The sequence below is a fragment of the Pseudorhodobacter sp. MZDSW-24AT genome (genome assembly GCF_002794355.1).
In the GTDB taxonomy this organism is placed as follows: domain Bacteria; phylum Pseudomonadota; class Alphaproteobacteria; order Rhodobacterales; family Rhodobacteraceae; genus Pseudotabrizicola.
On record NZ_PGOI01000013.1, the window covers coordinates 137,445 to 163,158 of the forward strand.

A 25,714-nucleotide genomic window follows, 5' to 3' on the forward strand; every position below is an offset into this window, starting at 1 on the left:
GATCTGTTCACTCTCCGGATGCGCCCAAGGCTGGGGGCATCAGGAAGTGCCCGGTGCCTTGCGCAAAAAGCCGGGATCGGTTGTCCTGCCACGCCTCGACATGCACCGAGGCATAGCGCCGCCCCGACCGATTGATGCGGGCCCGCGCATAGGCATCACGCGGGAGGCCAGAGCGCAGATAGTCGACTGTGAAGTCGATGGTCTTGGGAAGGCGCACCTTCCCCATATCCGCGACCGGATCGACCCGGCCCGCTTCCATCTCGTCCCACATGCTGCCCCAGGCAAGTTCGATGATGGCCGCCACTTCCAGAAATGCAGCGGTGACGCCGCCATGCAGCGCAGGCAAAGCGGGGTTGCCGATCAGCTTTTCGTCAAAGGGCAGGATCGCCGTCAACTCATCGCCGCGCCGGTCGAACTGGATGCCCAGATAGGCGATGTAGGGCACGCCAGACAGCAGGCCGCGCAGCGCGGCATCTCGGCGGTGCTTGACCACCTGAACGGGTTCTGGGCGAGACGGGTTCATGCGGTCTCCTTGCGTGGCCGGTCGAGCGTGAAGGCACCGGTCGCTGCGGCCACGGGCCGTGCCGCATCCTCATCGGTGGCCGTGACCCGGACAAAGGCCACGGAACGGGTCACATGATAGCATTCGGCCCTGGCGGTGATGGCCTGCCCCGGCGTTGCCGCACGGAAGTAGTCGATCCGCAAATCGAGGGTCGCCGTCGAGGTGGGCCCGGTCGGGTGGCACATGACGGCGGCCCCCGATGCGGTGTCCATCAGTGCGGACACAGCACCGCCATGAATAACACCCGTCGCGGGATCACCCACAAAGCGCGGATCATAAGGCATGGAAATCACAGCCTTGCCATCTCCGAGGCTTTCAAAGGCCATGCCGAGTGCACGGGCATGAGGGATGGCCTCGATGAATTGGCGGGCGATGCGGATGATGTCGGTCATGATGGCTCCTTGGCGACATAATCGCCGCTTCCCGCGCCGCCGCAAGTCGGGAAATGCATCCGCAGACGTTGCACCCAAGGTGAAGCGCGCTTACTCTTGAAGGACGGAGGATCAGAATGACCGATACCAGCCGCCTCAGCTTTAAGGAAATGTGCGCGCGGTTCGACGTCACGCCGCGCACGCTCCGCTATTACGAATACATCGAACTCCTTTCACCGGAAAAGGAAGGGCGTGCACGGTTTTACGGTCCGCGTGAACTGGCGCGCATGACCTTGATCCTGCGGGGGCGGCGTTTCGGCTTTAGTCTGGAAGAAATCCGGCAATGGCTTTTGATGTATCGCCAGCAGGGCAGCCGTCCGCAGTATGAGACCTTTCTTGGTCTTGCCGACCGCCAGTTGGAGGCGCTGGAACGCCAAAAAGCCGAGTTGGATGCCACCATCGAAGACCTGCGCGCGCTGCGGGCGACCACGGTGGAGACATTGGACAAGTTGGACTGACCTGACATCACGTCACCCGGTTCTCTGACGTGACGTTACATTTACGTTAACGTCAAGCACTCTAGTATGCTCTGAAGAAAGCACACATCTGCCTGTCAGAACGTGTGTGTCCGAAAGTGCATGACGATGACAAATGACCTGATGACCATTCGCCAGATGTGTGACGCCTTTGATGTCACGCCGCGCACCCTGCGGTTCTATGAGGCGAAGGAACTGCTGTTCCCGCAGCGCGATGGCACCCGTCGCCTGTTCACCCGCAGCGACCGGGCGCGTCTGAAGCTGATCCTGCGGGGCAAGCGGTTTGGCTTCAGCCTAGAGGACATTCGCCAGATCCTGGACCTGTATGACCGGGATGGGTCTAATCATGCGCAAACGCTGCGCACCTATGATCTGGCGCGTCAACGTCTGGCGCAAATGGAAGCGCAGCGGGCCGAGCTTGACGAGGCCATCACCGAATTGAAAGCCGAACTTGACGCAGGCGAAGCGATGATCGCTGGCCTGCGCCGCGCGGCGGAATGAACCAGACACCGACCAAGGGAGAGAGCCAAGATGCCGACCTACACCGCCCCCGTTAAGGACATGCAATTCCTGCTGCACAAGGTCCTGAAGGTCACGACAGCGGACACACCCGGCTATGCCGAATTGGACGAAGGCTTTACCGCCGCTGTGCTTGAAGAGGCGGGAAAGGTGGCGACAGATGTGCTTGCGCCGCTGAACGCGGTGGGCGACCGTGAAGGCTGCGTTCTGGAAAATGGCGTCGTGCGCACCCCCAAGGGGTTTGACGCAGCTTTCAAGGCCATGAAAGACGGCGGCTGGACCGCGCTGGACTGCGATCCCGATTACGGCGGTCAAGGCCTTCCCTATCTCATGGGGTCTGCCGTGGGTGAAATCTTCGTTTCGGCGAATATGGCGTTCAACATGTATCAGGGCCTGACGCATGGGGCCTATTCCGCGATCCATACCCATGGCACGGCCGATCAGAAGGCGAAGTATCTGCCCAAGATGGTGTCCTGTGACTGGACCGGCACCATGAACCTGACTGAACCGCATTGCGGCACGGATCTGGGTCTGATGCGCACCAAGGCCGAGCCTCAGGAGGACGGCAGCTATCTGATCACCGGCCAAAAGATCTTTATTTCGGCTGGCGAGCATGATCTGGCGGAAAACATCATCCATCTGGTGCTTGCCAAGGCCCCCGGTGGCGGCGAGGGCACCAAAGGCATCTCGCTCTTTATCGTGCCGAAGTTTCTTGTGAATGAAGACGGCTCCTTGGGCGCACGCAACAGCTTGTCGTGCGGCAAGATCGAAGAAAAGATGGGCATTCATGGCAATGCCACCTGCGTGATGAACTATGACGGCGCCACTGGCTGGCTGCTGGGCGACCTGCATAAGGGCATGCGGGCGATGTTCACCATGATGAACGAAGCGCGTCTGGGGGTGGGGCTGCAAGGCTATGCACAGGCCGCCGCCGCCTATGAAAACGCTCTGGCCTATGCCAAGGACCGTTTGCAAGGCCGCGACGTGACGGGGGCGAAGAACCCGAATGGGCCAGCCGATCCGCTGATCGTGCATCCCGACATCCGCCGCAACCTGATGGAACAAAAAAGCTTTGTCGAAGGCGCACGCGCGCTGACCTTCTGGGCCGCGCATCTGATTGACCGTTCGGTCCGCCAGAAGGATGCCGCCGCCGAAGGGTTGGTCAGCCTGATGATCCCGGTCATCAAGGGCTTCCAGACCGACAAGGGTTTCGACATGGCCGTGCAGGCTCAGCAAGTGTTTGGTGGGCACGGTTACATTGAAGAATGGGGCATGTCGCAATTCGCACGCGATGCACGGATCGCCATGATCTATGAAGGTGCGAATGGCGTGCAGGCGCTGGATTTGGTGGGGCGCAAGCTGGCACAGGATGGCGGCAAGCATGTGATGGCCTTCTTCGAAATGGTGAAGGCCGAGTGCAAGGCGCATGACGGAGACGAGCGCATGAAAGGCTTCACCGAAGCCTTGAAAGTGGCGTCCAAACAGTTGCAGCAGGCAGGCATGTTCTTCATGCAAAACGGCATGAAGAACCCCAATGCGGCGCTCTCGGGAAGCTACGACTTCATGCACCTGATGGGCCATGTCTGCTTGGGCCTGATGTGGACCCGGATGGCGAAGGCCGCCTATGAGGCCTTGGACGCCGGGGACGGCGACCGCGACTATCTGGAAGCCAAGATTGCCACCGGGCGTTTTTACATGGCGCGGCAATTGCCGGCCTGCAGCATGCACCTTGCGCGGATTGAAAGCGGCGCAGAGACGGTGATGGCCTTGCCCGCCGAGGCGTTCTAAGCTGGGCACCTGCGGCGCAGAGCTTTCTGCGAAAGATCTGCGCCGATCCAAGCCGGAGACCCCCGATGCCAAAACGCTTTCGCCTGACTCGCCGCTTCCCTGTCGCCATGACCGAGGACGGGTATCGAAGGCTCAAACGTTTTGCCGCCGAGGCTGGGCTGGACGAAGGCGAGGCGCTGTCGTTCCTGTTTGAACATTTCGACAGCGTCACCCACAGCGAAAACCTTGGCCACAGGTTACGGCTGTTCAACTCGGAACTTGAAGACCGCAAGCGCTGACGCAGAGGACCCAGCGGCCTTCTTCTGTTCCCCAATGCCCTCCGGCGAACCGGAGGGAAAACTTTCCCGGCGCATCCGCCGGGCGCAACGCGGGAGGACGGGGCGATGACGGCTGAGCTTTACTGCTTTGGCGAAAGCGGAAATGCCTATAAATGCGCTTTGGCGCTGAGCTTGACAGGGCAGCCATGGCACCCGCGTTTCGTCGATTTTTTCAACGGCGAAACGCGCACTGCCGCGTTTCGCGCGATCAACCCGATGGGCGAAGTGCCTGTGCTGGTCGACGGCACCCAGACCCTGACGCAATCGGGGACCATCTTGCTTCACATCACGGCGCGCAGCGGCCAATTGGGCGGGAAGTCCGCAGCCGAGACAGCGGAAATCCTTCGCTGGCTTTTCTGGGACAATCACAAGCTTTCCACCCAGATCGGCACCGTCCGATTTTTGATGAACTTTCTGCCCGAGGCCAAGCGGCCACCGGGTGTGGTTCCTTTCCTGCAAGGTCGCCTGAAGGCGGCCTATGATGTGCTCAATGATCATCTGGCCGTGCGCGACTGGATGGTTGGGGATGGTCCGACCATCGCCGACCTGTCCTGCTGCGGCTATCTTTATTACCCCGAACCCTTTGGCTTTGACCGCAAGGACTGGCCGCATATCGACGCTTGGCTGGATCGCATCAGCGCTCTGCCGGGCTGGAAACACCCCTATGAATTGATGCCCGGCAATCCTTCGGACCGGGCATAAGGAGAGGACACCATGCAAGACGCTTATATCTATGACGCCGTTCGCAGCCCGCGTGGCAAAGGCCGCCCCGATGGCAGCCTGCACGAGCTGAGCTCGGTCGCCCTGTCGGCAAAGATCCTGAATGCGGTGAAAGAGCGCAACGGGTTGAACGGTCATGCCGTCGAGGATGTGATTTGGGGCAACGTGACCCAAGTGGGCGAGCAAGGGGGCTGCCTCGCACGCTCGGCCGTTTTGTTGTCTGATCTGGATGAATCCATTCCGGGGCTGGCCATCAACCGTTTCTGCGCAAGCGGGATGGAAGCGGTGAACCTTGCCGCCAATCAGGTCAAGGCGGGTGCGGGCCAAGCCTATATCGCGGGCGGCGTCGAGATGATGGGCCGCGTGGCCATGGGCAGTGATGGCGCCGCGATTGCGGTTGATCCTTCGCTCGCGATGAAAACATATTTTGTGCCGCAGGGCATCTCGGCCGATATCATCGCCACGGAATACGGCTTTACCCGTGACATGGCAGACGCTTTGGCGATGGAGTCGCAGCGCCGCGCCGCTGCGGCGTGGAAGGACAACCGGTTTGAAAAATCGGTCGTCACCATCCGGGATCAGAACGGCCTGCCGATCCTGAGCCATGACGAATACATGCGCCCCGGCACCGACATGCAGGCCCTTGGATCCTTGAAACCCGCGTTCAAGGACATGGGCGAGGTGATGCCGGGCTTCGACAAGATCGCCTTGATGAAATACCCGCATCTGGAGCGGATCAACCACATTCACCACGCCGGAAACTCGTCGGGGATCGTCGATGGTGCGGCGGCGGTGCTGATCGGCTCGAAGGAATTCGGCGAAGCCCATGGGCTGAAGCCGCGCGCGCGCATCCGGGCGACGGCCAAAATTGGCACCGACCCCACCATCATGCTGACCGGCCCGGTCCCGGTGACCGAGAAGATCCTGAAGGACAGCGGCATGAGCATCAGCGACATCGACCTCTTCGAGGTGAATGAAGCCTTTGCCAGTGTGGTCCTGCGGTTCATGCAGGCGTTCAACGTCGACTCGGACCGGGTGAACGTGAATGGCGGCTCAATCGCCATGGGCCACCCCTTGGGCGCCACCGGGGCCATCATCATCGGCACCTTGCTGGATGAACTGGAGCGGTCGGGCAAAGGGGTTGGTCTTGCCACGCTGTGTATCGCCTCTGGCATGGGTGCCGCCACGATCATCGAGCGGATCTGATCCATGCAGTCGGGCACCATCCTGCAAACCTATCTTGATGAGATTGCCAAGGCCGTCATGGCGGGCGATTTTGCATCCTATCAGGCCGGGGTGGCATTGCCCTTTCATCTGGTGACCCACAGCGCAAACCTGACAATCACCACGGAAGCGGCGTTGCGCGAAGGTTTTGAGGCCTTTCGCGCGATGCTGCAGACCCGTCGGGTGACGGATTACATCCGGCTTGTCGAAATCTCTCAGTTTCTTGACCCGGAGCTGATGACCGGCCGCTACGTCACCCATCTGATTTCTGGCGGAATGCGCGTGCTCGACCCGTTTCAGTCCCAGATCACACTCCGCCTTGTCGAAGGCCGCTGGCGTGCGGCCTCGATCACCAACGCTCTCGCCAATTCTCGCTGGCCGTTCCTGATCTCCAGCTCTGGCATGACCGCCCCATCTAAAGGACCGGAAGAATGACCGATTTCACCATGAAGATTGACGCCGATGGCGTCGCCACCATCACCTGGGATGTGCCGGGAAAGTCGATGAACGTGATGTCCCTCGCGGGCTTTGCGGAACTGAACAGTCACATCGATGCCGCCCTTGCCGATAGCGGGGTGAAGGGCATCATCATCACCAGCGGCAAGAAGGATTTTGCCGGGGGGATGGACCTGAACGTGATCGCCAAGATGCGCGACGAAGGCGGGGCCGAGGGGATTTTCAACGGCGTGATGGAGATGCACGCCATTCTGCGCAAGATCGAACGTGCAGGCATGGACCCCAAGACGCTGAAAGGCGGCAAGCCGATCGTGGCCGCCCTGCCCGGCACCGCGCTTGGCATCGGGCTGGAAGTGCCGCTGTCGTGCCATCGCATCATCGCAGCCGACAACCCCAAGGCCAAGATCGGTCTGCCGGAAATCATGGTCGGGATCTTCCCCGGCGCGGGCGGCACCACGCGGCTTGTGCGCAAGATGGGCGCGATGATGGCGGCTCCCTATCTGCTGGAAGGAAAACTGTCGGACCCCAAGGGCGCCAAGGCAGGCGGGCTGATCGATGAGGTCGTGGCCCCCGAAGAACTGCTGGACCGCGCCAAGGCGTGGGTGCTTGCAGCCAAGGAAGCCGATCTGGTCAAGCCTTGGGATGCCAAAGGCTACAAGATGCCGGGCGGCACGCCCTATCATCCCGCAGGGTTCATGACCTTTGTCGGTGCGTCCGCCATGGTGCATGGCAAGACGATGGGGGTTTACCCGGCGGCCAAGGCGCTGTTGAGCGCGGTCTACGAAGGCGCCTTGGTGCCCTTCGACACCGCGCTGAAGATCGAGGCGCGCAACTTTACGTCCGTGCTGATGAACCCGTCCTCCAGTGCGATGATCCGCAGTCTGTTCATCAACAAGGAAGCCTTGGAGAAAGGCGCGAACCGACCGCAGGCGCCAGACCAGACCGTCAAGAAAGTGGGCATTCTGGGCGCAGGCATGATGGGCGCAGGCATCGCCTATGTCTCGGCCAATGCGGGGATCGAGGTGGTGCTGATCGATGCGGCCCAAGAGGCTGCCGATCGTGGCAAGGCTTATTCTGAAGGCATTCTGGACAAGGGGATTTCCCGCCGCAAGGTGACGGCCGAAAAGAAGGCCGAAGTGCTGGGCCGGATCACGGCGACGACCGATTATGCCGCTCTGTCAGGCTGCGATCTGATCGTCGAAGCCGTGTTCGAGGATATGAAAGTCAAGGCCGAGGTGACCGCCAAGGTCGAGGCTGTGGTCGGTGCGGATTGCATCTTTGCCTCCAACACCTCGACCCTGCCGATTTCGGAACTCGCCAAAGCCAGCCAGCGGCCTGCGCAGTTCATCGGCATCCACTTCTTCTCGCCCGTCGACAAGATGATGCTTGTGGAAATCATCCGCGGCAAGGAAACCGGGGATGTGGCGGTGGCCAAGGCGCTGGATTACGTGCGCCAAATCCGCAAGACGCCCATCGTGGTCAATGACGCGCGGTTCTTCTACGCGAACCGCTGCATCATTCCCTACATCAACGAAGGCATCCGGATGGTGGCCGAAGGCGTGGAACCTGCGCTGGTCGAGAATGCCGCCAAGCTGGTCGGAATGCCTTTGGGGCCGCTGCAACTGGTGGATGAAACCTCGATCGATCTGGGCGTCAAGATCGCCAAGGCGACCAAACTGGCGATGGGCGACGCCTATCCTGATGGCGCGGTGGATGACGTGCTGTTCTGGATGGCCGATCAAGGCCGCATGGGCAAAAAGGCAAATGCCGGGTTTTACACCTATGATGCGGCAGGCAAGCGGGAAGGCCTGTGGGCAGGTTTGGCCGAGCAGTATCCGGTCGCCGACACGCAACCCGACCTGACGCATGTCCAGCATCGGCTGCTGATGGCACAGGTGCTGGAAGCGGTGCGCGCTTTGGAAGATGGTGTCCTCACCGATATCCGCGAAGGCGATGTCGGCGCCATCCTTGGCTGGGGTTTCGCGCCATGGTCGGGCGGCCCCTTCGGCTGGCTGGACATCATCGGGGCGGCGCGCGCGGTCGAAATCTGCGACGCGCTTACAGCACGCGAAGGCACCCGTTTTGCGACAACCGACCTGCTGCGTGAGATGGCCCGTGAAGGCACAACCTTCTACGGCGCATCGGCCCGCAAAGCCGCCTAAGCCGGGAAGCCGGACCGGCGCTGCTCTGCCTTGCGCAGGGCAGCGCCCGCTTCTTCTGCCATCAAACAAAAGACCAGATGCCGCGCCTGCGTCAAACTACAGGCACTGTAATCCTGCGGTGCCGCCATATCCTCTGACAGCGCATCCCCCGGACAGGACAGCAGGAGGCCCCGGCTGGCATAGACCAATTGGTGTCGCGCAAACTGCAACTGCACCGTGACCAGATGCGGCGGCGGCCGAAACCGCTCTATGCCGCGCCACCCCTCCAGCGCCCGCGCGGGAATGAGCGCGAAGGGATCGCCAAACAGGTCTTCGGCACAATCCGCCTCGATCAACAGTTTCTGATCGGGCAAGAGCATCACCTCTGCGCGATTGTCCAATGCACCGCATGGCACGCGCAGCGGCCAAAAGTCTGGCGGGGCTGACTCCAGTGGCAGCTTCAGCGCATGGATCAACCTCTGGATGCCGCCATCGAAGGTGACCACCTGCATGCCAACGCTCAGATCGCCTGCACAACACCAGCCATCGGGTGTGGCAATCGGCGTGGTGGCGACGATTCCTTCGGCAACAAGGATGGGGCCCTCCCCTGCCCTCTCGGGCGGTGACCAGATCATCTTCTATACCCCATCCGCACTCCGTTTTCTGACCCCGCCACAAGTGTCTTCAGACCTGCGGCGCGGGCAAGACCCTTCCAAGGCGGGGCCTCGGCAAAACCGAGGCAGATTGTTGGGAACAGAGCAATCCGCGCCCAGCCAGAACCGGATCGGCAGGGCGCGGAGGCTTCAGACAGGGTTTGGCAAGGCTTTGCCGTCTGCAAAGGCGATCAGGTTCTCCACCGCCATCATGCCCATATTGCTGCGCACCTCCAGCGCGGCAGTGCCCAGATGCGGCAGCAAGGTGACGTTCTCGAGCGTCATGAGCGCCGGATTGATCTGCGGCTCGAACTCATAGACATCAAGCCCGGCACCGGCGATGTGCCCACGGATCAGCGCGGCAGCAAGCGCCGCCTCATCCACGACATCGCCGCGGCTGATGTTGATCAGAATGGCATGGGGGCGCATATGCGCCAAGGTGGTTGCGTTCACCAGATGATGCGTCTCCTTGCCGCCGGGCACGGCCAACACAACCACGTCCGCCCCCATGGCTTCGGCAAGACTGACCTGCCGCGCCGGAACGCCTGCATCGGCCACGGGCGAGCGGTTGAAGAACACCACCTCCATGCCAAAACCCGCCTGAGCGCGCCGGGCAATCGCCTTGCCGATCCGCCCCATCCCAATGATGCCGACGCGTTTTCCCGAGACATGCATGCCAAGCATCTGGGTTGGGTGCCAGCCTTCCCAAGCACCCGCGCGCACCATCCGCTCCCCTTCGCCCGCGCGCCGGGCTGTCATCAGCATCAGGGTCATTGCGATATCGGCAGTGGCATCCGTGACGGCACCGGGCGTGTTCGACACCTGAAGCCCGGCCGCGCGGGCCGCACCGACGTCGATATGATTGTAGCCCACACCAAAATTGGCCAGCATCCGTGCGCGCGGATTGGGCACGTCGGCAAAGACATCGGCTTGGTATCGATCGCCCAAAGTGGGCAGCACAAGATCGAAGTCACGCAGGCTGGCGCGCATCTCGTCGCCCGACATCGGGCGCGTGCTGTCTCGTGCTGTGACATCAAATCGGGCCGATGCCGCTTGAACCACAGACTCGGGCAAGGGGCGGGTGATCAACAGTTTCATCAAAACATCCTTCCGCCCGCGGGCACTTTCTGGTCGGGGGTCAGCAACACCACCTCACCGTCTTCATCTGGCACGCCCAGAACAAGCACTTCGGACAGCACCTTGCCAATCTGTCGGGGCGGAAAATTGACCACCGCCATCACGTGCCGGCCGATCAGTGCCTCTGGCGTATAATGCCGGGTCAGCTGTGCGCTCGAGCGTTTTTCTCCGATGTCGCTGCCAAAATCCACCCAAAGCTTGATGGCTGGTTTGCGGGCTTCGGGAAAAGCTTCGGCACGCGTGACCACACCCACCCGTATGTCCACCTTCTGAAAATCGTCATAGCTGATCATTTGCCCAACTCCCGCCCCCGATCCGCCGCTGCCTTCACCGCCCGCTGCAACAAGGCGGGAAAGCCGCTGTCAGGGTCCATCAGCACCGAGAGCGCCGCCGCTGTTGTGCCTCCGGGAGAGGTGACATTGACCCGCAGCTGTGCGGCAGTCTCGGGCGCGCGGTGCGCCAGCTCTCCGGCGCCAGTCACGGTAGCGCGCGCCAGTTGCATGGCGAGATCCGACGGCAACCCTTCGGCCTCGCCCGCGGCGGCGAGGGCTTCGATCAGGTGAAAGACATAGGCCGGGCCAGAGCCCGAAACCGCGGTGACGGCATCCATCTGATGCTCGCCCTCCAGCCGAACCACTTGCCCGACGGCCGAAAGCAAATCTTCGGCAAGATCGAGATCGGCCGCCGTGCTGGCCGCGTTGCCGATGAGTGCGCTGATGCCACGCCCAACCGCTGCGGGCGTGTTCGGCATTGCGCGAACAATATGCGTCGTGGCCCCGAATGCCGCCTCATAACTGGCCAGCGTGGTTCCGGCGGCAACAGTCACGATCAGCGTGTCACCGCCGCCGAACTTCGCAATCTGCGGCAAGGCAGCGCCCATCATCTGCGGCTTTACGGCGATCAGCACCACGGCAGGAGACTCTGGCATCCCCGCGTTTAACTGTAGCCCCTTCTGGGCAAGGCTCTTGACCCAATCCGAGGGGTTCGGGTCGATCACCCATGTGGCCTGCGGCAAAAGCCCCTGCCCCAGCCAGCCTTCCAGCATGGCCGACCCCATCTTGCCGCAGCCCAGAAGCACCAGACCCCGGCGGTTGATCATATCCAAGTTCATCACATTCCCCGTCTTGACGGGGCAAGGTTAGGCGCGACCGTAAGCCTCGGCAATGGCAACCTTCATCGCGTCGGCAGGTGCTTTGTCGCCCCAGCCAACCAGCTGAAATGCCGGATAGAAGCGCTCTGCCGCCATCACCGCGCTGGAGATCAGCCGATCAATCTGCTCGGGCCCCGCCATCTGCCCGCCGGCAAGCACAAGACCATAGCGCCAGACCATCAGCTTTTGCTCGGTCCAATAGGTAAAGGCTCCGGTCCAGACCATATCATTGCAGCGGTTCAGCACATCCAGCAGCCCGGGCAACTTGCCTTCTGGCGGCTCCATCTCAAAGGTGCAGATCAGACGCAATGTCTCATCCTGTGCCGACCATGCCAGCGTCAGCGAATAGGTGCGCCACTGACCTTCGACCGCCATGGCGATCTGATCATCGGTGACCCTGTCAAACTCCCAAGCATGGTGTTCGGCCAGCGTTTCAACGATGTCGATCGGATGCGTGTCGTCTGTGCTGAGAAAATCTTCCGTAAGTGACATGCCCGACCTCTTGATGATGCCCGCCGCGGGGGCCAACCCACGACATGCTGAGCGTCTGGCAAGGCTCTGCGATTACCCGACGACACCATACTAAATATGGTGTTGCAGAAGCGAAACCCTGTAAAGCGATTTCTGAACAAATCTCTTGTGGACAACCTTGGATGCGTCTTTCCACACGGGCATCCGTGGCATGTTGCCAGCTTTAGGCGGGGCATTTCACCAGCCACCCCCAGCCTTTACCTGCATTCTGGCAAGACCGGACACGTCAAGGTGCTTCTCCGCGATCCGGGCCGGGGGTGCAAGCCCTGTGGCGGCCAACGTCCGCGACATCCGCAGTGCAAAGCGCTACAGAGGGTGACGCACGTTCAAAAAAATCGGATTGGGACCAAAGGACGGCGCGGCAAGCCGCCTTCCGCCCCGCTCAGGCAAAGCGCCTGAAGTTTGACCCAAGGTCTGCTGCTCAGCACATGCTGACGGTTGCTTCGGCCTTCGCCTCGCAACGGTTACGCCCTTTGGCCTTGGCCTGATACAGCATGGCGTCCGCGACGCTGACCCACGCATCGACATCCTTTATGGCCGTAGTGCGCGACGAGACGCCAAAGCTTGCAGTGACCGAGAGCGCGACGCCGTTTACCGTGATTGGCGTGTCGGCGATCTGGCGGCGCAGGCGTTCCGCAAAGTTCAAGGCTCCGACGGCATCGGTGGAGGGCAGCAAGATCGCGAATTCTTCCCCACCAACCCTGCCAAGGCTGTCTGCGTCGCGCAGCGTTTCGGCGCAGCGCTGCACGACAGCACGCAAGACTTCGTCGCCCGCAGGATGGCCATGCGTGTCGTTGATGCGTTTGAAATGGTCAATGTCAAACAGGATTAGCGAGGCTGGCGCGCCATAGCGCAGGCTGCGCTCGAATTCGCTTTCGCAGGCCTCCATCCACTTGCGCCGTGTCATGGCGCCTGTCAGGCCGTCCGTGTTGGCGATCTGCCGCAACTCCAGCTCATTCAACACCAGCTTTGCGAAGCTTGACAGAATGGCAATCTCATTCGGGGAAAAGTCCCGTGGCTTGAAGTCTATCGCGCAAAGTGCGCCAAGGTTGTAACCATCAGGCGTTTCCAGCGGGATGCCCAGATAACTCCGAACGAAGGGTTCCCCTGTCACCATCGGATTTTTGGCAAAGCGAAGGTCCAATGTTGCGTCGGGAACGACCATCGGCTCGCGGCGCTGGATGGCATGCGCGCAGAAAGAAAGATCCCGCGACATCTCGCAGGCTTCCAAACCAGAGATCGATTTGAACCACTGCCGCTTTTCATCAATCAAGCTGACGGCTGCGATCGGCACCGAAAGCACCTTGCGCACCAGCTCGGTCAGCCGGTCGAAAGGTTCTTCTGGCGGCGTATCAAGCACATCATACCGACGCAAAGCCGCAAGGCGCCCGTCTTCATCTTTCAGTTGCCGCTCAGTTCTCATTTTGCTCCCTCAAGGCGAGGATCGTGGCTGTCAATTCATCCCGATACGACGCACAGGCATGGTCGACAATGGACCGCACTTGGCTTTCGTCCATGCCCGAGTCCAGAAGCGCAATGGCAAGGCCCATCAGCTTTTCGCTCTGCCGCTGGATGTTGGCGCGCAACACCTGCGGCACGTCGAACTCGGCAATCGGCCGCATCGCTGCGGCGACGACATTCTCTGGAAGACTTCCGACCATCTCTGGGCTTTCGCTGCGCTGCACTTTCCGGCACGCCATGTTGGAGGGCGGCCCCGAAGCCTCTGCCTGCGGGTGACTCGTTTGATCAAAGCACTCGTAACACTTGATTAACCAAACTTTAACACCCTGACTGACAGTCGATTGCGGCATTTTCAGGGCATCGCCCGGACACCGGGCGAAGGATCGGCAAAGGCCGCCACGCGCAGGCAGGAAAAGGCCCGGCTGGTTTTGCAAGCTGAGAAAAAGGGCGATCGAAATCGATCGCCCTCATCACACCGGCTTGGCTCTGCCGATCAGGCCGACTTTGTTGACGGCACAAGGCTCAGGATCGCTGTCTTGGTGCCAATGGTCCGGTCACGGCCTCTTGTCTTGGCGATATACAAACGCTTGTCCGCGACATCATAGGCCTCATCAAAGGCGTCTTGCTCACCGTTCCATGCCGAGACACCGGCAGAGAACTTGATCGCAATCGGCGTGCTGTTGCCCAGTTCATGGCGGATCAGGTCGAGACGGACATTCAGTTCAATCTCGCTCATCCCGGGCAGCATCACCAGAAACTCCTCTCCCCCGGTGCGGAAAATGAGGTCAGAGCTGCGGAAGTGGCGCATCGCCGCCTCGGCAAAGCGCCGCAACACGGCATCGCCCGCGCTGTGCCCGTGCTGATCGTTGATCATCTTGAAATGGTCAATGTCCAGCACCGCAAGCAGGATCTCTTGTTCCCGCGCGTTTGCATCGCGTCTGAAGCTGGCCAGCCAGTTTTCCAAGGCACGGCGGTTCGACAGGCCGGTCAATGTGTCGGTGGTGGCTTGCGTGCGCAGTTCATCCAGCAATGTCGCGGCGGCGCTGCGCCGTCTTTCGCTGTGGCGCAGCGCATATTCCAGATGCAGCGCTTGAAGCTTCAGGGCCGTCACATCCTTGAGCAGGATCATCCAGCCAGCAGGTTCGCCCGATGTCGAGAAAGGCGCCTCCAGCACGGCCACCTGCGCCTCATAATGATGTGACGCGATGGGCAAGACTTTTGTCGCATCGCCCATGTTCTGAATCTTCGGCAGCTGCGCCAGAAGTTCGGGATGCCACTGGCTCTCGCCGGACTCACCGATCAGCCGCAACTTGTCGGCCGCTGGGTTTGCGTTGACGATCTGGCCGCCTGCGCCGACGAACAACACGGGCTCCTGCAGCCGCTCCATCAGAACGCGGTTTCCAATCGGCAACAGGCTGAACATCTGATCCGAGAGCAAAAGCCAAGAAAAAGCCGCCGAAGCCAGCAGAAAGGCAAGCGGGGTTGCATCCAAGCCGAAGAACCGCACACCAAAGACCACATAGGAAATATGGGTGATGACCGGCAGCAGTGTCAAAGCCAGCATCGCCCTGAACCGGGTGCGATGCAGTCGCGTCGCAAACAAGGCCCCCTGCGTCATGATGGCCGTGCTGCAAGCCATGACGCCGTACAAATACCCCACGCAAAGGACGAAGAGCCAGCCCATGTCTTGCACGTCGCGTGGAAGCAAGGGGGCGCCACTCACTTCTACAGCCGGTCCGGCAAAGGACAGATGCAACGGGTGGGTCGCCGCAGCAGACAGCACGACGATGGGAACCAAGGTCAGCGCCACGCCTTCGGGCCAGCGGATCTCGCCACGGATGTTGTTGATGTAGCGGTAGATGAACAGGCTCCACGCTGTCGGCGTGACAACGATGGCCAGCCAAGACAGGTTTGACCACAGCGTGCGCAGTTCCGGCGTCTGCGCGACCATGCCAGCGATCACCGCAAGAACCCAAGCTGTGCCGCCCACCTGCGTCAGGATCAGGAACGGCTTGCCGTGAAACTCCGACATGCGCCCGACCACAATCGCCAGTGCCACAGATGCCACGCAAAACACCGCCAAGATAAGGATCGTCATCGTCATCTGCCGACACCTGCCAAGTTGAGTGTGCGCAGCACCGGGCTGCTTTCCGTCTTTCACCCCTGCCCGTCAGGACCGAGATTCCTCTTGATGTGGCAGGGATTAGTGGCGGGATCATGGCAAACCCATGCCTTGATCGGGACAGCATTTCATGGACGAAAAACCTTAACGTCCAGCACGCGGCAACTGTGGGCCCGCGCCAACCGGATCGGCCACGCCGCCCCCACCCGTGCGGCGGCCAGCATCTGCCCGGTCAAACATCACCGGGCCTGCATCACGCGGTTTCTTGCACAGACGCACACAACGGGCTGCACTTGCCCGCAAAGGTGAATGGACCGTCTCCCATGTGGTCACGACCGGCCAAGGCCATCATGCCATCACGGCAGTGCTTGCAAAAAGCGCCGATGACATCGGATCGCAACAGGCGATCACGCGGCCATGGCAGGCCGGATAGAGAACGGCCTGCGCCTGTCCATGCCAAGCGCAGGCCGCCATGCCGCCCGATCGACAGTGTAGATTTGCGCCGACGTCGATGCGCGGCGCGGGCGCTCCTTACCGCGAGGCGTCGAGCGCCATGTTGGTTTCCGTGGTTGCAAGCTGATCGTGCAAGTCCTGAAACAGGCTCCGCGCTTTTGCTCGGTTGCCCGAGTTCAGGTAAGAATAGCCACGCAGAATGGCCAGATCCCGCCGCAACTTGCCGGAAATCTGCTCCAGCGCATCGAAATAGCCAATGGCCTTGCGGTATTGCTTTTTCTTGTAGGCCAACACACCGCGTTGATCGAGGATGATCGACTCTGTATCCACCCGCTGCTGATGGGTCAGCTGCGTGGTTGCGGCAATGCGGGCGGCTTCTTCTGTCATGTTCATCTTGAGATAGGACAGCGCCATCCCAAACCGCGCATCGCGCCGCTGATCGCCCGACAGGCGTGCCTCTGCACTTTGGAAGGCGGCCAAGGCATCCATCGGACGGTCCAGATTATAGGCGCACCAGCCACGCTCGGCCAAGCGCGACGGGGATGTGGCCCCATTCGTGGCCGCAAGGCATTGCGCACCGCTGCCCCCCGAGGAGCCGCCCCCAGTGTTCGCTGGCGGCGGCGGCGGAGGCGCCTCGCGCATCACCTCGACCACCACCGGGGCGCTTGCCACCCGCGCGGGGGGGGCCGCTGGGGCGGGCGCGGGGACTGGGGCCGGGGCTTGGGTCGCGGCCGGGGCCACGGCATTTGTGTCCGCAGTCTCGCGGGAACGTGGCCGCACGCTGGGCTCAGAGGCAATCGCAATGTCGCCGGTCTGCAATCCCCGGCCTGCCATGAGCCGCGCCTTCAAGGCCTCCAGATCTTCGGTTGAGTCCGGGAAACGCGAAGCGGCAACCGCAAACAACTCGTCCAACTCCCCTTGCGAGGCGACGGCATCAGACTTTTCCAGCGTGGCGACGATGTTCGCAAATCCGGTGCACGCCCGGACAATGGCGCTATAGGTGCCCAAGGCAGCAGAAGACGCCTGCTGCGCCGCCTGAGCCTCTGCAATCCGCCACGCATTGTTGACCCGATCACAGCGCAACAAACCGTCGGTGTTGCTGGCGATCTCCAGCGCCTCTGCTGCATTCCCGGCGTCCAGCGCCTTGTCCAGCAGGATCTGACCTTCTGCGGTCTCCAGCAGGCGGATCATATCGGCGGGCGGCACCCAATTCATATAGGCCGCTTGCGTGCTGCGAATGGTTTCGCGCGCTTCGGCCAATTGGCCCGCCGCAATCTGCCGATACACCGTGTCAATCTCGGTGGAGGGTTGAGTGATGCTGAGGGTCCGCAGATCTTCCGGCGGCACCCATTCAGGGAATTTTGTTCTCAGCCGACGCAGCTCTGCCTCGACAGAAACCTGATCATTCTGCTGAAGATAGAAGTTGAGGGCCTGAACATCGGTGTAGCTGGGCGTCGCAGCGGCTGTCGGCGCCGGAGCTGGGGCCGCGCTCCCTTCCGGGGCGGTCTGCGCAAACAGCGGCGGCGCCGCAAAGGTCAATGCCAAGGCAAGATATGCGTATCGGATCATATGGGCACACATTGAGGATAGATTTCTGCCTGAGCGACAAGCGCCATGAGATGCAAAGTCGCGGGATAGTAGGGCTGTTCTGTCGTGAATGCGGGCATCGCTGCGCCCACATTACCCGAAGCGGCACAAGCCACCAAGCCTGCAACCGCCTGATAGCCGCGATGCGGGCTGCGTTCGAGCGAAACACCAGAGGCACGCTCGAAGATGGTCGTTGCGTCTTCGGCGGGTTCCAACTCGGTGGCGGTGACAAAGCGGCTGACGGCAAGATGGTCAGGCGTTCCCGACCAGACCGCAAAAAGTGGGACGCGGACGGCTTCATAGCCCGCGTTGAACGAAAAACGCTCGGGCGGCGGTCCCCATCCATCGGCGCGGATCGTCACCCAATCCGGGACAAGCCCCGCCTCGGCGATCTGCCCCATCAGGGTCACCCCATCATCGGCAAGACGTTGCAAGGCCGCATTGCCGGTTGCTGCCGCCAGTTCACGCATGGCGCGCGGCATGTAATAGGACGGATTGATGACAAGTCCCTCATCCGAGATGAAACCCTGCTGCGCGGGCAGCAACAGCATCAGACCGCTGCCATTGGGATGCGGCACACTGCACAGGCGCACCAGATCCTGCGCGATGGCCCGGGCACGGTCCAGAAGGGCTGGCCGTTGATAGCGTTCCGCCATCGCCGCCAAGGCCCAAGCGTAGAACAGATCGCCGTCGCTTGCATTGTTGTAATCGGGCACATGCGGACGCTGGTCATGCCGCCAACGCCACGCCAGAAGCGCATCGTCCCTTATGGCGAGATTTTCCTCGGTCCAGACGCGAATGCTTTCAAAAGCCTCGCGGTCGTCAAACACGGCTGCGAGTGTCAGCCCGTAGCTCTGGCTTTCCGAATGGCTGTCCGCATTCTGGAACCCGTCGATCACCCGCCCTTCCGGCGTCAGGCACAGCGCTTTCCAAGCACGCCAAGACTCTTGCAAAGGGTGATCGGCGGGGATCACCCCGGCAATCGACTGCGCCTGCTGCGACCAAGCCTTTGAGGCAAAGGTCAAGGCCGAACAGGCCGCAGCCATGGTTGCGACAAACTGGCGACGATTCATGTTCTGCTCCCTGAACGGCGGGTCATCAGCACAAAGAGCAGTGCCGGAATGATGGAAAGCAGCGCCAAGATCAAAGTCAGCGCTGTAAATGTCAAAGGCGACCAAGACGCGTAATTCCCAAGCACCGTGCGCATGTTGCGCAGGGACAGTGGCTCAAGCAACTCGGGACGCCGCATTTCTGACCAAGTGATCCAAGTGCGATCTGCCTGAAGCAATGCGGCCTGCACATGCGTATCGCTGCGCGCACTGCGGCGGAACGTGTCGACTTGCCGTGCAAGATCGGTCATCGCGATATTCGGCCCGGCAATCAGCCAAATGTCATTGGGTGTGTCCGGATCAAGCTGCAACAGCAAGGCCTCACCACTCTTGCCTTCCAGCCATTCTTCCAGACTGACCGCGCCCGGCAGCATAAAGGCGCGCAACTCCGCCAATTTCTGCGACACCCATGATCCCGCACCACCCAGCGCGCGATCTGCCGCCGCAGAGGCAGGTGCCGGCGCGGCAGGCGCCGGGCTTGCAGCTTGGCCGCCCGCTGCGGGCGCCAGTCTGAAGCCCGGAGACGCGGGCACGGGCTCCGCCACAGAAGGCAAAGCACCGGAACTTGCCAGCGACGGATACACCGCATCCTGCAACATGCGCCGCGTGACCTCTGTCTGCCCGGTTGGAACCAAGCCCACGGTGTCAAGGCTCACGATGTTCAGCTGTGCGGTCACGTCATCTGCGACCAAGGGCTGCAGCAGCGCGCCGAAAGCCAGCAGGGCCGATGACGACGCCGAAGCATTCGGAACCACGACACTGGCGCCCCCCACGCGCGACAGACCGCGCAGCATATCGGCCTGCTGCATCTTGGGCGATGGGGGCACGTTCAGGTTGCTGTCCGCCAACACCACAAGCATATCGGTCGTCCGCGGGGTGCAAGGCAAATCCGGCGGATCGCCGGGCACTGTCATCTCAAGGGTCAAGGTATTGATCCCCGGGTTCAGCAAATTCGCTCGGAAGCTGATGGACAGGGGCGGCAGAATCTCGCCGCCATCGCGGTCCAGCGGCAGCAGCCGGATCGTTTCGCCATTGATCTTCACAAGAAGCAGCGCGCCTTGTGCCAAACCAGCCGAAAACCCGTAGTGGATGTTGAATTCCGCTTTCTGGGATGCCAGCAGCAACCAGTCATCGGGCAAGCGAAAATCGATATCGCGCCTGAAGTAATGGGTATTGGCAAGAATGTCTGCGCTCCCCAAGGCCTGAAGCGTGGTCACTTCTCCGGGCGCAAGCATCGGAACATTGGGCGCATTCAGGCTGTCGGGAAGCATGGCAGAAATGTCAGGGCCGGTGTCCCCGACATGCTCGACCTGCAACACGACAGCGCCGCCGGCCCCACGCCGCACCGAGGCCCGGGGCTCATCCGCGCTGATCAGGGCAATGCGCGCGCGCGCCTCTGGACCGGACTGCATGGCATAAAACGGGATCACCTCCAGTCGCGGCGCGCCCCCCAACAGATGCGTGACCCGGCTCGCAACTTCGCGGATCAGGCCTGCATCGGTGGTCTCGTCGGCAACGATCTCGACAGCGCCACCGCGCGCCACCTGTGCCTTCATCGCAGCCAGAAAACCGTCTGCATTCAAGGGAATTGTCGCGGGATCAATCAGGATGCCGCTGTTGCCAAGGTCGACCTCGGTCCAGACCGCAAAGGAGGCATCCGGACCGCAAAAGATGCGATGCGCTTGAACAGCGCGCAGGGTGATGCTGTTCACACCGGGAACAAGCGCCGTGGTCTCAATGACTTTCTCGGAGAAATCTCCGAAGCCGTCCAAGGTGATGACACCGGCGTCGGTTCCGTTGATCTGCACCGCCAAGGTGGATGTATCGGGCAGGACGTTCACGCTTGATCGCAGCGAAAGTCGCAGTTCTGTCGGCGGGGGCGCCCCTTCCGGCAAAGTCAGCGAAAACGCGGCATCGGCCTCTTCCCCGCTCAAACGAAAGACGCGCGGCGTCGGCATGCTGCCACCAATGCGCACTTCGGTGGGGATATTCTGAGCCGACGGCGAAAGCGCCACAAGCCAGCCCTCTGGCGGCAGCGACGCGGCTGCGGTCTCGCCGGGCAGACCCGGCCCAGCCCCATCCCTGTCCAAGGGTTCCGGCGGAGCCACGGCCGCAGGCTGTCCTTCGCCAGCGGTCATCGGAGCCAGATCGATCCGGGGGGCCTCGCCCGTGTCTTCGGACGCTTCGGAGGCTGTTTGCGGGGCGGACGGTGACACCGGTGCCGACGGCGTCATCGGGGCAAGCTGGATCGTGGGATTGTCTGTGTCCTGCGCAAAGGCACCGGAGGGCATCAGCAGGGCAATGGCGAATGCACGAACGGCCTTCATCGCGGATCTCCGCCGATAAATGCTGCGCTTTTGAAGGTCGCCGGATCTTCAGACGGCAGGTCTTCTTGGAAATCGGCACCGAATGCAACCAGATGGGCCGCTTTCCGTTGATGACCGGCAGTCTGTGCCGCCCGCCGACGACGATCGGGTTCTTTCAGAAAATCTACGATCGTGCGCGGCAAGGACGAAAGGCTGAGCCAGACCACATAGCAGATCCCGGCAATCAGCCCTTTCTTGGCGCGGGTCGCCTCGCGCAGCTTCAGCCAGTTCTCACTGGACCCGAAGATCAGGAAAGACACGGTCTCGCGCACTTCCATCGGCTGATCGGGAAGGAACAGCAGACCAAGCACCGGCCCGCTGGGCGTTTCGGTGATCATGCGGACCACCGCTTTCACGGGGCGCTCCAGATGTGGCGCATCCGAGAAGATGGGCCTGAATTGGACGGTTTCCCCCTTTGTCACCATCCGCGCGCCTTGCTTGCCCGAGGTCACCCGAATGCGGGCGCCACTTGTGGACGCATCCAGAACGATCCCATCAAGCGGGGTCTCCCCCGACCCCTCCCACCATAGGGTCGTCGGCGCTTCCATCTCCACGCGCGGAGAACTGCGGCGTTGCTGCTTTTCCGCCACCGCGCGCAACGACAAGGACACGAGCAAGAAGTTGATCACGGCCCATGTGCCCACCACGCCCAAAACACTGCGGTCGCCCGGGAAGACAATCCAGCGCGTAACCAGCGCCACCATGCCCGCAACCATCAACGCAAAAAGAACCAGCAAGGGCGCGTAGATCGGCGAGATGTAATCATTCGCCAGCGTTTCGTCTTTTGCCGTCACGTTGAACTTTGCGCCGCGCGGCTTCAGGATGGTGCGGAAGATCGCCATGGCGAGATAGGGCGCTTGGGCGACCTCGTAGACCTCTGAAATCAAGGGCCATCGATAGCGTGCAAACAGGGCGTTTTGGATCAGGAAGCTCACCGCCATGTAGCTCAGGGTGTAGACCATCGCATCCTGGAAGGTAGAGACGAAAATCTCGACCCCGAAGAAAAGATAGGTCAGCGGCGCGAGCAGATAGACCAGCCGGATGATCGGGAACAGCCAGAAGGACATCGAGTTGATGTAACAAAGCCGCTGCAAAAAGTGCAGACCGCTGCGGAACAGCGGGTTCTTCAACATCAGCATCTGCATCATGCCAGCCGCCCACCGGCCGCGTTGCTGGATGAACGAAGCGAATGTCTCTGGCTGAAGTCCGGCGATCATCGCCCGATCAAGGTAAAGACTGCGCCAACCGTTGGAATGGATTTCAAGAGCCGTTTCGGCATCTTCGGTGATCGTCTCACCCGCAAATCCACCCACCGAGTCCAAGGCCTTGCGGCGCAGAACGGCCGCCGAGCCGCAAAAGAACGCCCCGCCCCACCGATCCAGCCCCCGGTGGATCATGGAATAGAACATCTCGTTTTCCGGCGGACATTTCAGGCCAAGGTTCCGCTCGATCGGGTCCTTGTTGATGAAAAAGTGGGGTGTCTGAACCAGAAAAAGCTTGGGGTCATCCACAAAGTAACCCACGGTGCGCGCGAGAAAATCACGCGAAGGCACATGGTCCGCGTCGAAAACGACCACAAGATCACCGTCGAGCTTGGCCAAGGCCGCACTCATGTTGCCGGCCTTTGCATGTTCGTTGCGCGCGCGGGTGGAATACATGACGCCAAGATCGCTGCACAGCTTTTGCAGCTCGGCCCGCCGTTCTTGGGATTTGCGCGCCAATTCCGGGTCGGGCGAATTGCAGCGCTGATCGGTGCCGCCGTCGTCGCAGAGCACCACCACACGCTTGTCGCGCGGGTAGATCATGTTCTTCGCCGCCGACAAGGTGACGGCGAGCATCTCCGGCGGCTCGTTGTAGGACGGCACAAGCACATTGACCGTGGGCAGCTTGTCCAACGCGACCTTCGGCGGCAATGCGCGTTGGGTGGGGTCCGCTGTGATCACGGTGTTCAGGAAAAAGACCATGATCGAATAGGTTTCGATCACAAACAGGATGATTGCCAGAACAAAGGACGGGGTCAGGCCCGGCTCTGGCAGGGTGTCGGTCAACCGCCACATCCAGTAGCGCATGACGATCACGCTCGACACCGCCATCAGCGCGAAGCGTGCAAGTGTATTGGTGGCAAAAGGCTTGAGTAGAACGACAATGACAATGGCCACAATGCCCAACAGGCCCTGCGCGGCGGTGGAGGACGGCACCGACGCCAGAACAATCGTGGGGGCGATCAGCAAGGCCCAGATCAGAAGCAGGCCAAGCCCGCTGAGACGGCGCTGTTTCACCGAGTCTCACTCCTTGAAAATAGATCGAAGACGCACTCGGAAAATACCAGCTTAAAAATCAGTTTCATCGCGGCGTCGGGCCTGCCAAGGGGGACAGCATCTCGATTCTTCCCCGCGTCTCCGCCGCACCAACCCCGGACACATAGCCGATGCTGCTGGCCAACAATGGTGCCAGCGCCTGTTCGGCGTCGCCGTTCACACAGTTGCGCAGCATCACATCCATGACGTTGGTGTTGCCGGGCATCTGGCGAAAGCCGGTGCCAAGGCGGCGCAGGCCCAGCACGCACACCGTGTTCGCGCCCAGACGGCTTTCCCCCCAGAAATAGGTGCCAAGCTCATCTTCGCCCGTCAAAAGATCGCCCGCCTGCAAAGTGGTGAACGGCTCGGGCAGGCCACCGATGCGGCGCAGGAACTCCTCATAACGGAAGCGCCCTTCTTGCTGGCCCTGTGCAACCCGCGCCCGCAAGGTCATGACGTTGTCGCCGCTGACGGTGGTCCGGTTCGCAAGACCGATCCGCTGCTCGCGGCTGTTGACCAGGCCCCGCTCGGTGACCAGCACCGCCTCGGGCACATTCACCCATGCCCGAGACAAGGGCACCGTCGCGAAAGCTGTCGTTTCTTCGACTTCGTCGAGCATCGGAGACAGTTGCGGTGGCACCACATTGCAAGCGGCAAGCGCCAGGGCAGCCAGCAAGACTGCGAGGCGGCGGGCAATAGAACAATTGAACATTTGATTCTTGCTTCGCATCTCGGATCCTGTTGTCAGCAGACTAGCTGATGGATTGCGGACAAGCTCAATTCATAAACAAATTCTGACCTCGACTGAACCGTCAAGCGTGCGCAAAAAGCCACAACTTAAGGGTCAAGAGAGCAACTTTTCAAACATCTCACGAAAAGGACGGGGTTCAGAAATGAGATATCCTTGCACTTTTTGAACACCAAGGTCACGCAAGGTGGCCAAAATTTCGGCGCTGTCCACATGTTCCGCAACAACCGTCAGCCTCAGGTCGCGGGCGACCTGCACGATGGCACGGACGATCGCGCGATCCTTGCTTTCCGGGTCGGTAACATGCGCGACGAAGGCCCCGTCAATTTTGATGCAATCGACCGGGAATGTGCGCAGATAGACAAAGCTCGACAAACCAGACCCAAAATCATCCAAGGCCACCTTGCAGCCCATGGCGCGCACGGATTGCACGAACTTCATCGCGGCCGGCATGTTGCTGATGGCCGAGGTTTCGGTGATTTCAAACTGAATGCGGGAGGCGGCCACATCGGACTGCGCAAAAAGCCCCGACACATAGGGCCATAAGCCCGGGTCCGACAGCGACATGCCCGAGAGATTGAGCGAAAGGGTCACATTCGGATGACGGCGCAGCAGATCGGCATGATCAACAAGCGCCGCCTTTACCACCCACCGATCCAGCCCCCGGATGAACCCATGTCGTTCCGCCGCAGGAATGATCGCAGAGGGCGGGAATTCCCGCCCGTCCACGTCGATCATATGCACCAGCAATTCGAACTCCAGAACGTCGCCCGCCGATGGATCAAGGCTAAAAATCTCTTGCGCATAAAGCCGGAGCCGATCTGCACTCACCGCCGACTGCAGCCCGGTCATGATGCGCGCATCGGCACGATGGCGATCCAGCGCCCCGTTGGTGTCGTCCGAGGTCAGGATGGTGCCGGGACGAATGTCTTTCGCAGCACAGCAGGCGATCATCGCGGCATGAAGCGCATTTGCGGGTGGCGCGCCCTGCCGCACTGCAGCAAGACCAGCGCAAGCGGTAAAGCTGAACGCCTGATCCTCCCAATCCAGGCGATAGGCGGCCAGCGCTTCCATCAGCGCCGCCGCATCCTTGCGCGCCGTGGGCATATCCGCCCCGGGGAACAACACCGAGAATTCATCATCGCCAGTGCGCGCCATCAATCCGCCCGGACCAAGATGCGCGTGCAAAACCTCCGCGATTTGCCCAAGCGCAATATCCGCCACCCGGTTTCCAACCGCCGCGTTGAGAAACCTGAACTTGTCGATGTCCAACACGCACAGGACGGCATCGCATTTTTCCCTTTGCAGATGCGCGACGACATCCCGAAGAAACTGGCTGCGCCAAGACAAGCCGTCCGCAGAACCGCCCTCTTCGCTCACGGTACAGAGCGATGCTGTCGTGGTGGCGCACATCTAAAGCCCTAAGTCTCCCAGTTGCAGGAATATGAAGAAGTCATTCGCCGCGC

The 25,714-nt window shown here is 61.3% G+C and carries 24 protein-coding genes; 8 read left to right on the forward strand and 16 right to left on the reverse strand.

Annotated features, from left to right (window positions below):
• Positions 1–7: 7 nt before the first annotated feature.
• Together CUR21_RS17375 and CUR21_RS17380 are read right to left on the reverse strand one after the other, a co-directional pair.
• Positions 8–523: a PaaI family thioesterase gene (locus CUR21_RS17375; RefSeq protein ID WP_100198335.1), complete on the reverse strand. Its 516-nt coding sequence runs from the start codon at positions 521–523 to the stop codon at positions 8–10.
• On the reverse strand, positions 520–954 hold the full coding sequence (locus CUR21_RS17380; RefSeq protein ID WP_100198336.1) for a PaaI family thioesterase: 435 nt from the start codon (positions 952–954) through the stop codon (positions 520–522). Before CUR21_RS17380 ends, CUR21_RS17375 begins: the two co-directional genes overlap by 4 nt.
• Positions 955–1,070: 116 nt before the next feature.
• Between CUR21_RS17380 and CUR21_RS17385 the strand changes: the two genes are divergently transcribed.
• The 8 genes from CUR21_RS17385 to CUR21_RS17420 all read left to right on the forward strand — a co-directional run bounded on the left by CUR21_RS17385 (position 1,071) and on the right by CUR21_RS17420 (position 8,655).
• Positions 1,071–1,451, forward strand: a complete 381-nt coding sequence (locus CUR21_RS17385) for a MerR family DNA-binding transcriptional regulator (protein WP_100198337.1) — start codon at positions 1,071–1,073, stop codon at positions 1,449–1,451.
• A 126-nt stretch (positions 1,452–1,577) separates the two neighbouring features.
• Positions 1,578–1,970 (forward strand): MerR family DNA-binding transcriptional regulator, encoded by a 393-nt coding sequence (locus CUR21_RS17390; protein WP_100198438.1) that lies wholly within the window; start codon positions 1,578–1,580, stop codon positions 1,968–1,970.
• A 30-nt stretch (positions 1,971–2,000) separates the two neighbouring features.
• Positions 2,001–3,776 carry an acyl-CoA dehydrogenase C-terminal domain-containing protein gene (locus CUR21_RS17395; RefSeq protein WP_100198338.1) on the forward strand — a complete coding sequence of 592 codons (1,776 nt, stop codon included), beginning with the start codon at positions 2,001–2,003 and terminating at the stop codon, positions 3,774–3,776.
• A 65-nt stretch (positions 3,777–3,841) separates the two neighbouring features.
• Positions 3,842–4,054 (forward strand): hypothetical protein, encoded by a 213-nt coding sequence (locus CUR21_RS17400; RefSeq protein WP_100198339.1) that lies wholly within the window; start codon positions 3,842–3,844, stop codon positions 4,052–4,054.
• 105 nt (positions 4,055–4,159) lie between these two features.
• Entirely contained in the window at positions 4,160–4,795 is a 636-nt protein-coding gene (locus tag CUR21_RS17405) for a glutathione S-transferase family protein (RefSeq protein ID WP_100198340.1), read from the forward strand.
• A 12-nt stretch (positions 4,796–4,807) separates the two neighbouring features.
• The gene (locus tag CUR21_RS17410; protein WP_100198341.1) at positions 4,808–6,019 is read left to right on the forward strand and encodes an acetyl-CoA C-acetyltransferase; all 1,212 of its coding nucleotides are present in this window, start codon (positions 4,808–4,810) and stop codon (positions 6,017–6,019) included.
• Positions 6,020–6,022: 3 nt separating this feature from the next.
• On the forward strand, positions 6,023–6,472 hold the full coding sequence (locus CUR21_RS17415; protein ID WP_100198342.1) for a hypothetical protein: 450 nt from the start codon (positions 6,023–6,025) through the stop codon (positions 6,470–6,472).
• Positions 6,469–8,655, forward strand: a complete 2,187-nt coding sequence (locus CUR21_RS17420) for a 3-hydroxyacyl-CoA dehydrogenase NAD-binding domain-containing protein (protein WP_100198343.1) — start codon at positions 6,469–6,471, stop codon at positions 8,653–8,655. Before CUR21_RS17415 ends, CUR21_RS17420 begins: the two co-directional genes overlap by 4 nt.
• Here the strand turns inward: CUR21_RS17420 and CUR21_RS17425 are convergent.
• The 14 genes from CUR21_RS17425 to CUR21_RS17490 all read right to left on the reverse strand — a co-directional run bounded on the left by CUR21_RS17425 (position 8,652) and on the right by CUR21_RS17490 (position 25,661).
• Positions 8,652–9,269, reverse strand: a complete 618-nt coding sequence (locus CUR21_RS17425; RefSeq protein WP_100198344.1) for a Hint domain-containing protein — start codon at positions 9,267–9,269, stop codon at positions 8,652–8,654. The two genes, CUR21_RS17420 and CUR21_RS17425, sit on opposite strands and share 4 nt — an antisense overlap.
• 168 nt (positions 9,270–9,437) lie before the next feature.
• Positions 9,438–10,385 (reverse strand): D-glycerate dehydrogenase, encoded by a 948-nt coding sequence (locus tag CUR21_RS17430; protein WP_100198345.1) that lies wholly within the window; start codon positions 10,383–10,385, stop codon positions 9,438–9,440.
• The gene (locus CUR21_RS17435) at positions 10,385–10,717 is read right to left on the reverse strand and encodes a tRNA-binding protein (RefSeq protein WP_100198346.1); all 333 of its coding nucleotides are present in this window, start codon (positions 10,715–10,717) and stop codon (positions 10,385–10,387) included. The genes CUR21_RS17430 and CUR21_RS17435 overlap by 1 nt, the downstream gene beginning before the upstream one ends.
• Positions 10,714–11,535, reverse strand: a complete 822-nt coding sequence (gene proC, locus CUR21_RS17440; RefSeq protein WP_100198347.1) for a pyrroline-5-carboxylate reductase — start codon at positions 11,533–11,535, stop codon at positions 10,714–10,716. The genes CUR21_RS17435 and proC overlap by 4 nt, the downstream gene beginning before the upstream one ends.
• Before the next feature lie 27 nt (positions 11,536–11,562).
• Positions 11,563–12,066: a YbjN domain-containing protein gene (locus tag CUR21_RS17445; RefSeq protein WP_100198348.1), complete on the reverse strand. Its 504-nt coding sequence runs from the start codon at positions 12,064–12,066 to the stop codon at positions 11,563–11,565.
• 460 nt (positions 12,067–12,526) lie between these two features.
• Positions 12,527–13,528, reverse strand: a complete 1,002-nt coding sequence (locus CUR21_RS17450) for a sensor domain-containing diguanylate cyclase (protein ID WP_100198349.1) — start codon at positions 13,526–13,528, stop codon at positions 12,527–12,529.
• Complete coding sequence (locus tag CUR21_RS17455) at positions 13,518–13,766, reverse strand: hypothetical protein (protein ID WP_100198350.1); 249 nt, start codon at positions 13,764–13,766, stop codon at positions 13,518–13,520. Before CUR21_RS17455 ends, CUR21_RS17450 begins: the two co-directional genes overlap by 11 nt.
• Positions 13,767–14,059: 293 nt before the next feature.
• Positions 14,060–15,670, reverse strand: a complete 1,611-nt coding sequence (locus CUR21_RS17460; protein WP_100198351.1) for a diguanylate cyclase — start codon at positions 15,668–15,670, stop codon at positions 14,060–14,062.
• A 549-nt stretch (positions 15,671–16,219) separates the two neighbouring features.
• The gene (locus tag CUR21_RS18815; protein ID WP_198431742.1) at positions 16,220–17,710 is read right to left on the reverse strand and encodes a hypothetical protein; all 1,491 of its coding nucleotides are present in this window, start codon (positions 17,708–17,710) and stop codon (positions 16,220–16,222) included.
• Positions 17,707–18,801: a glycosyl hydrolase family 8 gene (locus CUR21_RS17470; protein WP_232622847.1), complete on the reverse strand. Its 1,095-nt coding sequence runs from the start codon at positions 18,799–18,801 to the stop codon at positions 17,707–17,709. Before CUR21_RS17470 ends, CUR21_RS18815 begins: the two co-directional genes overlap by 4 nt.
• Positions 18,798–21,164, reverse strand: coding sequence for a cellulose biosynthesis cyclic di-GMP-binding regulatory protein BcsB (locus CUR21_RS17475; protein WP_100198352.1), 2,367 nt, complete (start codon positions 21,162–21,164; stop codon positions 18,798–18,800). The genes CUR21_RS17470 and CUR21_RS17475 overlap by 4 nt, the downstream gene beginning before the upstream one ends.
• Positions 21,161–23,482: a UDP-forming cellulose synthase catalytic subunit gene (gene bcsA, locus CUR21_RS17480; RefSeq protein ID WP_100198353.1), complete on the reverse strand. Its 2,322-nt coding sequence runs from the start codon at positions 23,480–23,482 to the stop codon at positions 21,161–21,163. The genes CUR21_RS17475 and bcsA overlap by 4 nt, the downstream gene beginning before the upstream one ends.
• 64 nt (positions 23,483–23,546) lie before the next feature.
• On the reverse strand, positions 23,547–24,212 hold the full coding sequence (locus tag CUR21_RS17485) for a hypothetical protein (protein WP_100198354.1): 666 nt from the start codon (positions 24,210–24,212) through the stop codon (positions 23,547–23,549).
• A 132-nt stretch (positions 24,213–24,344) separates the two neighbouring features.
• The gene (locus CUR21_RS17490; RefSeq protein WP_100198355.1) at positions 24,345–25,661 is read right to left on the reverse strand and encodes an EAL domain-containing protein; all 1,317 of its coding nucleotides are present in this window, start codon (positions 25,659–25,661) and stop codon (positions 24,345–24,347) included.
• Positions 25,662–25,714: the final 53 nt, after the last annotated feature.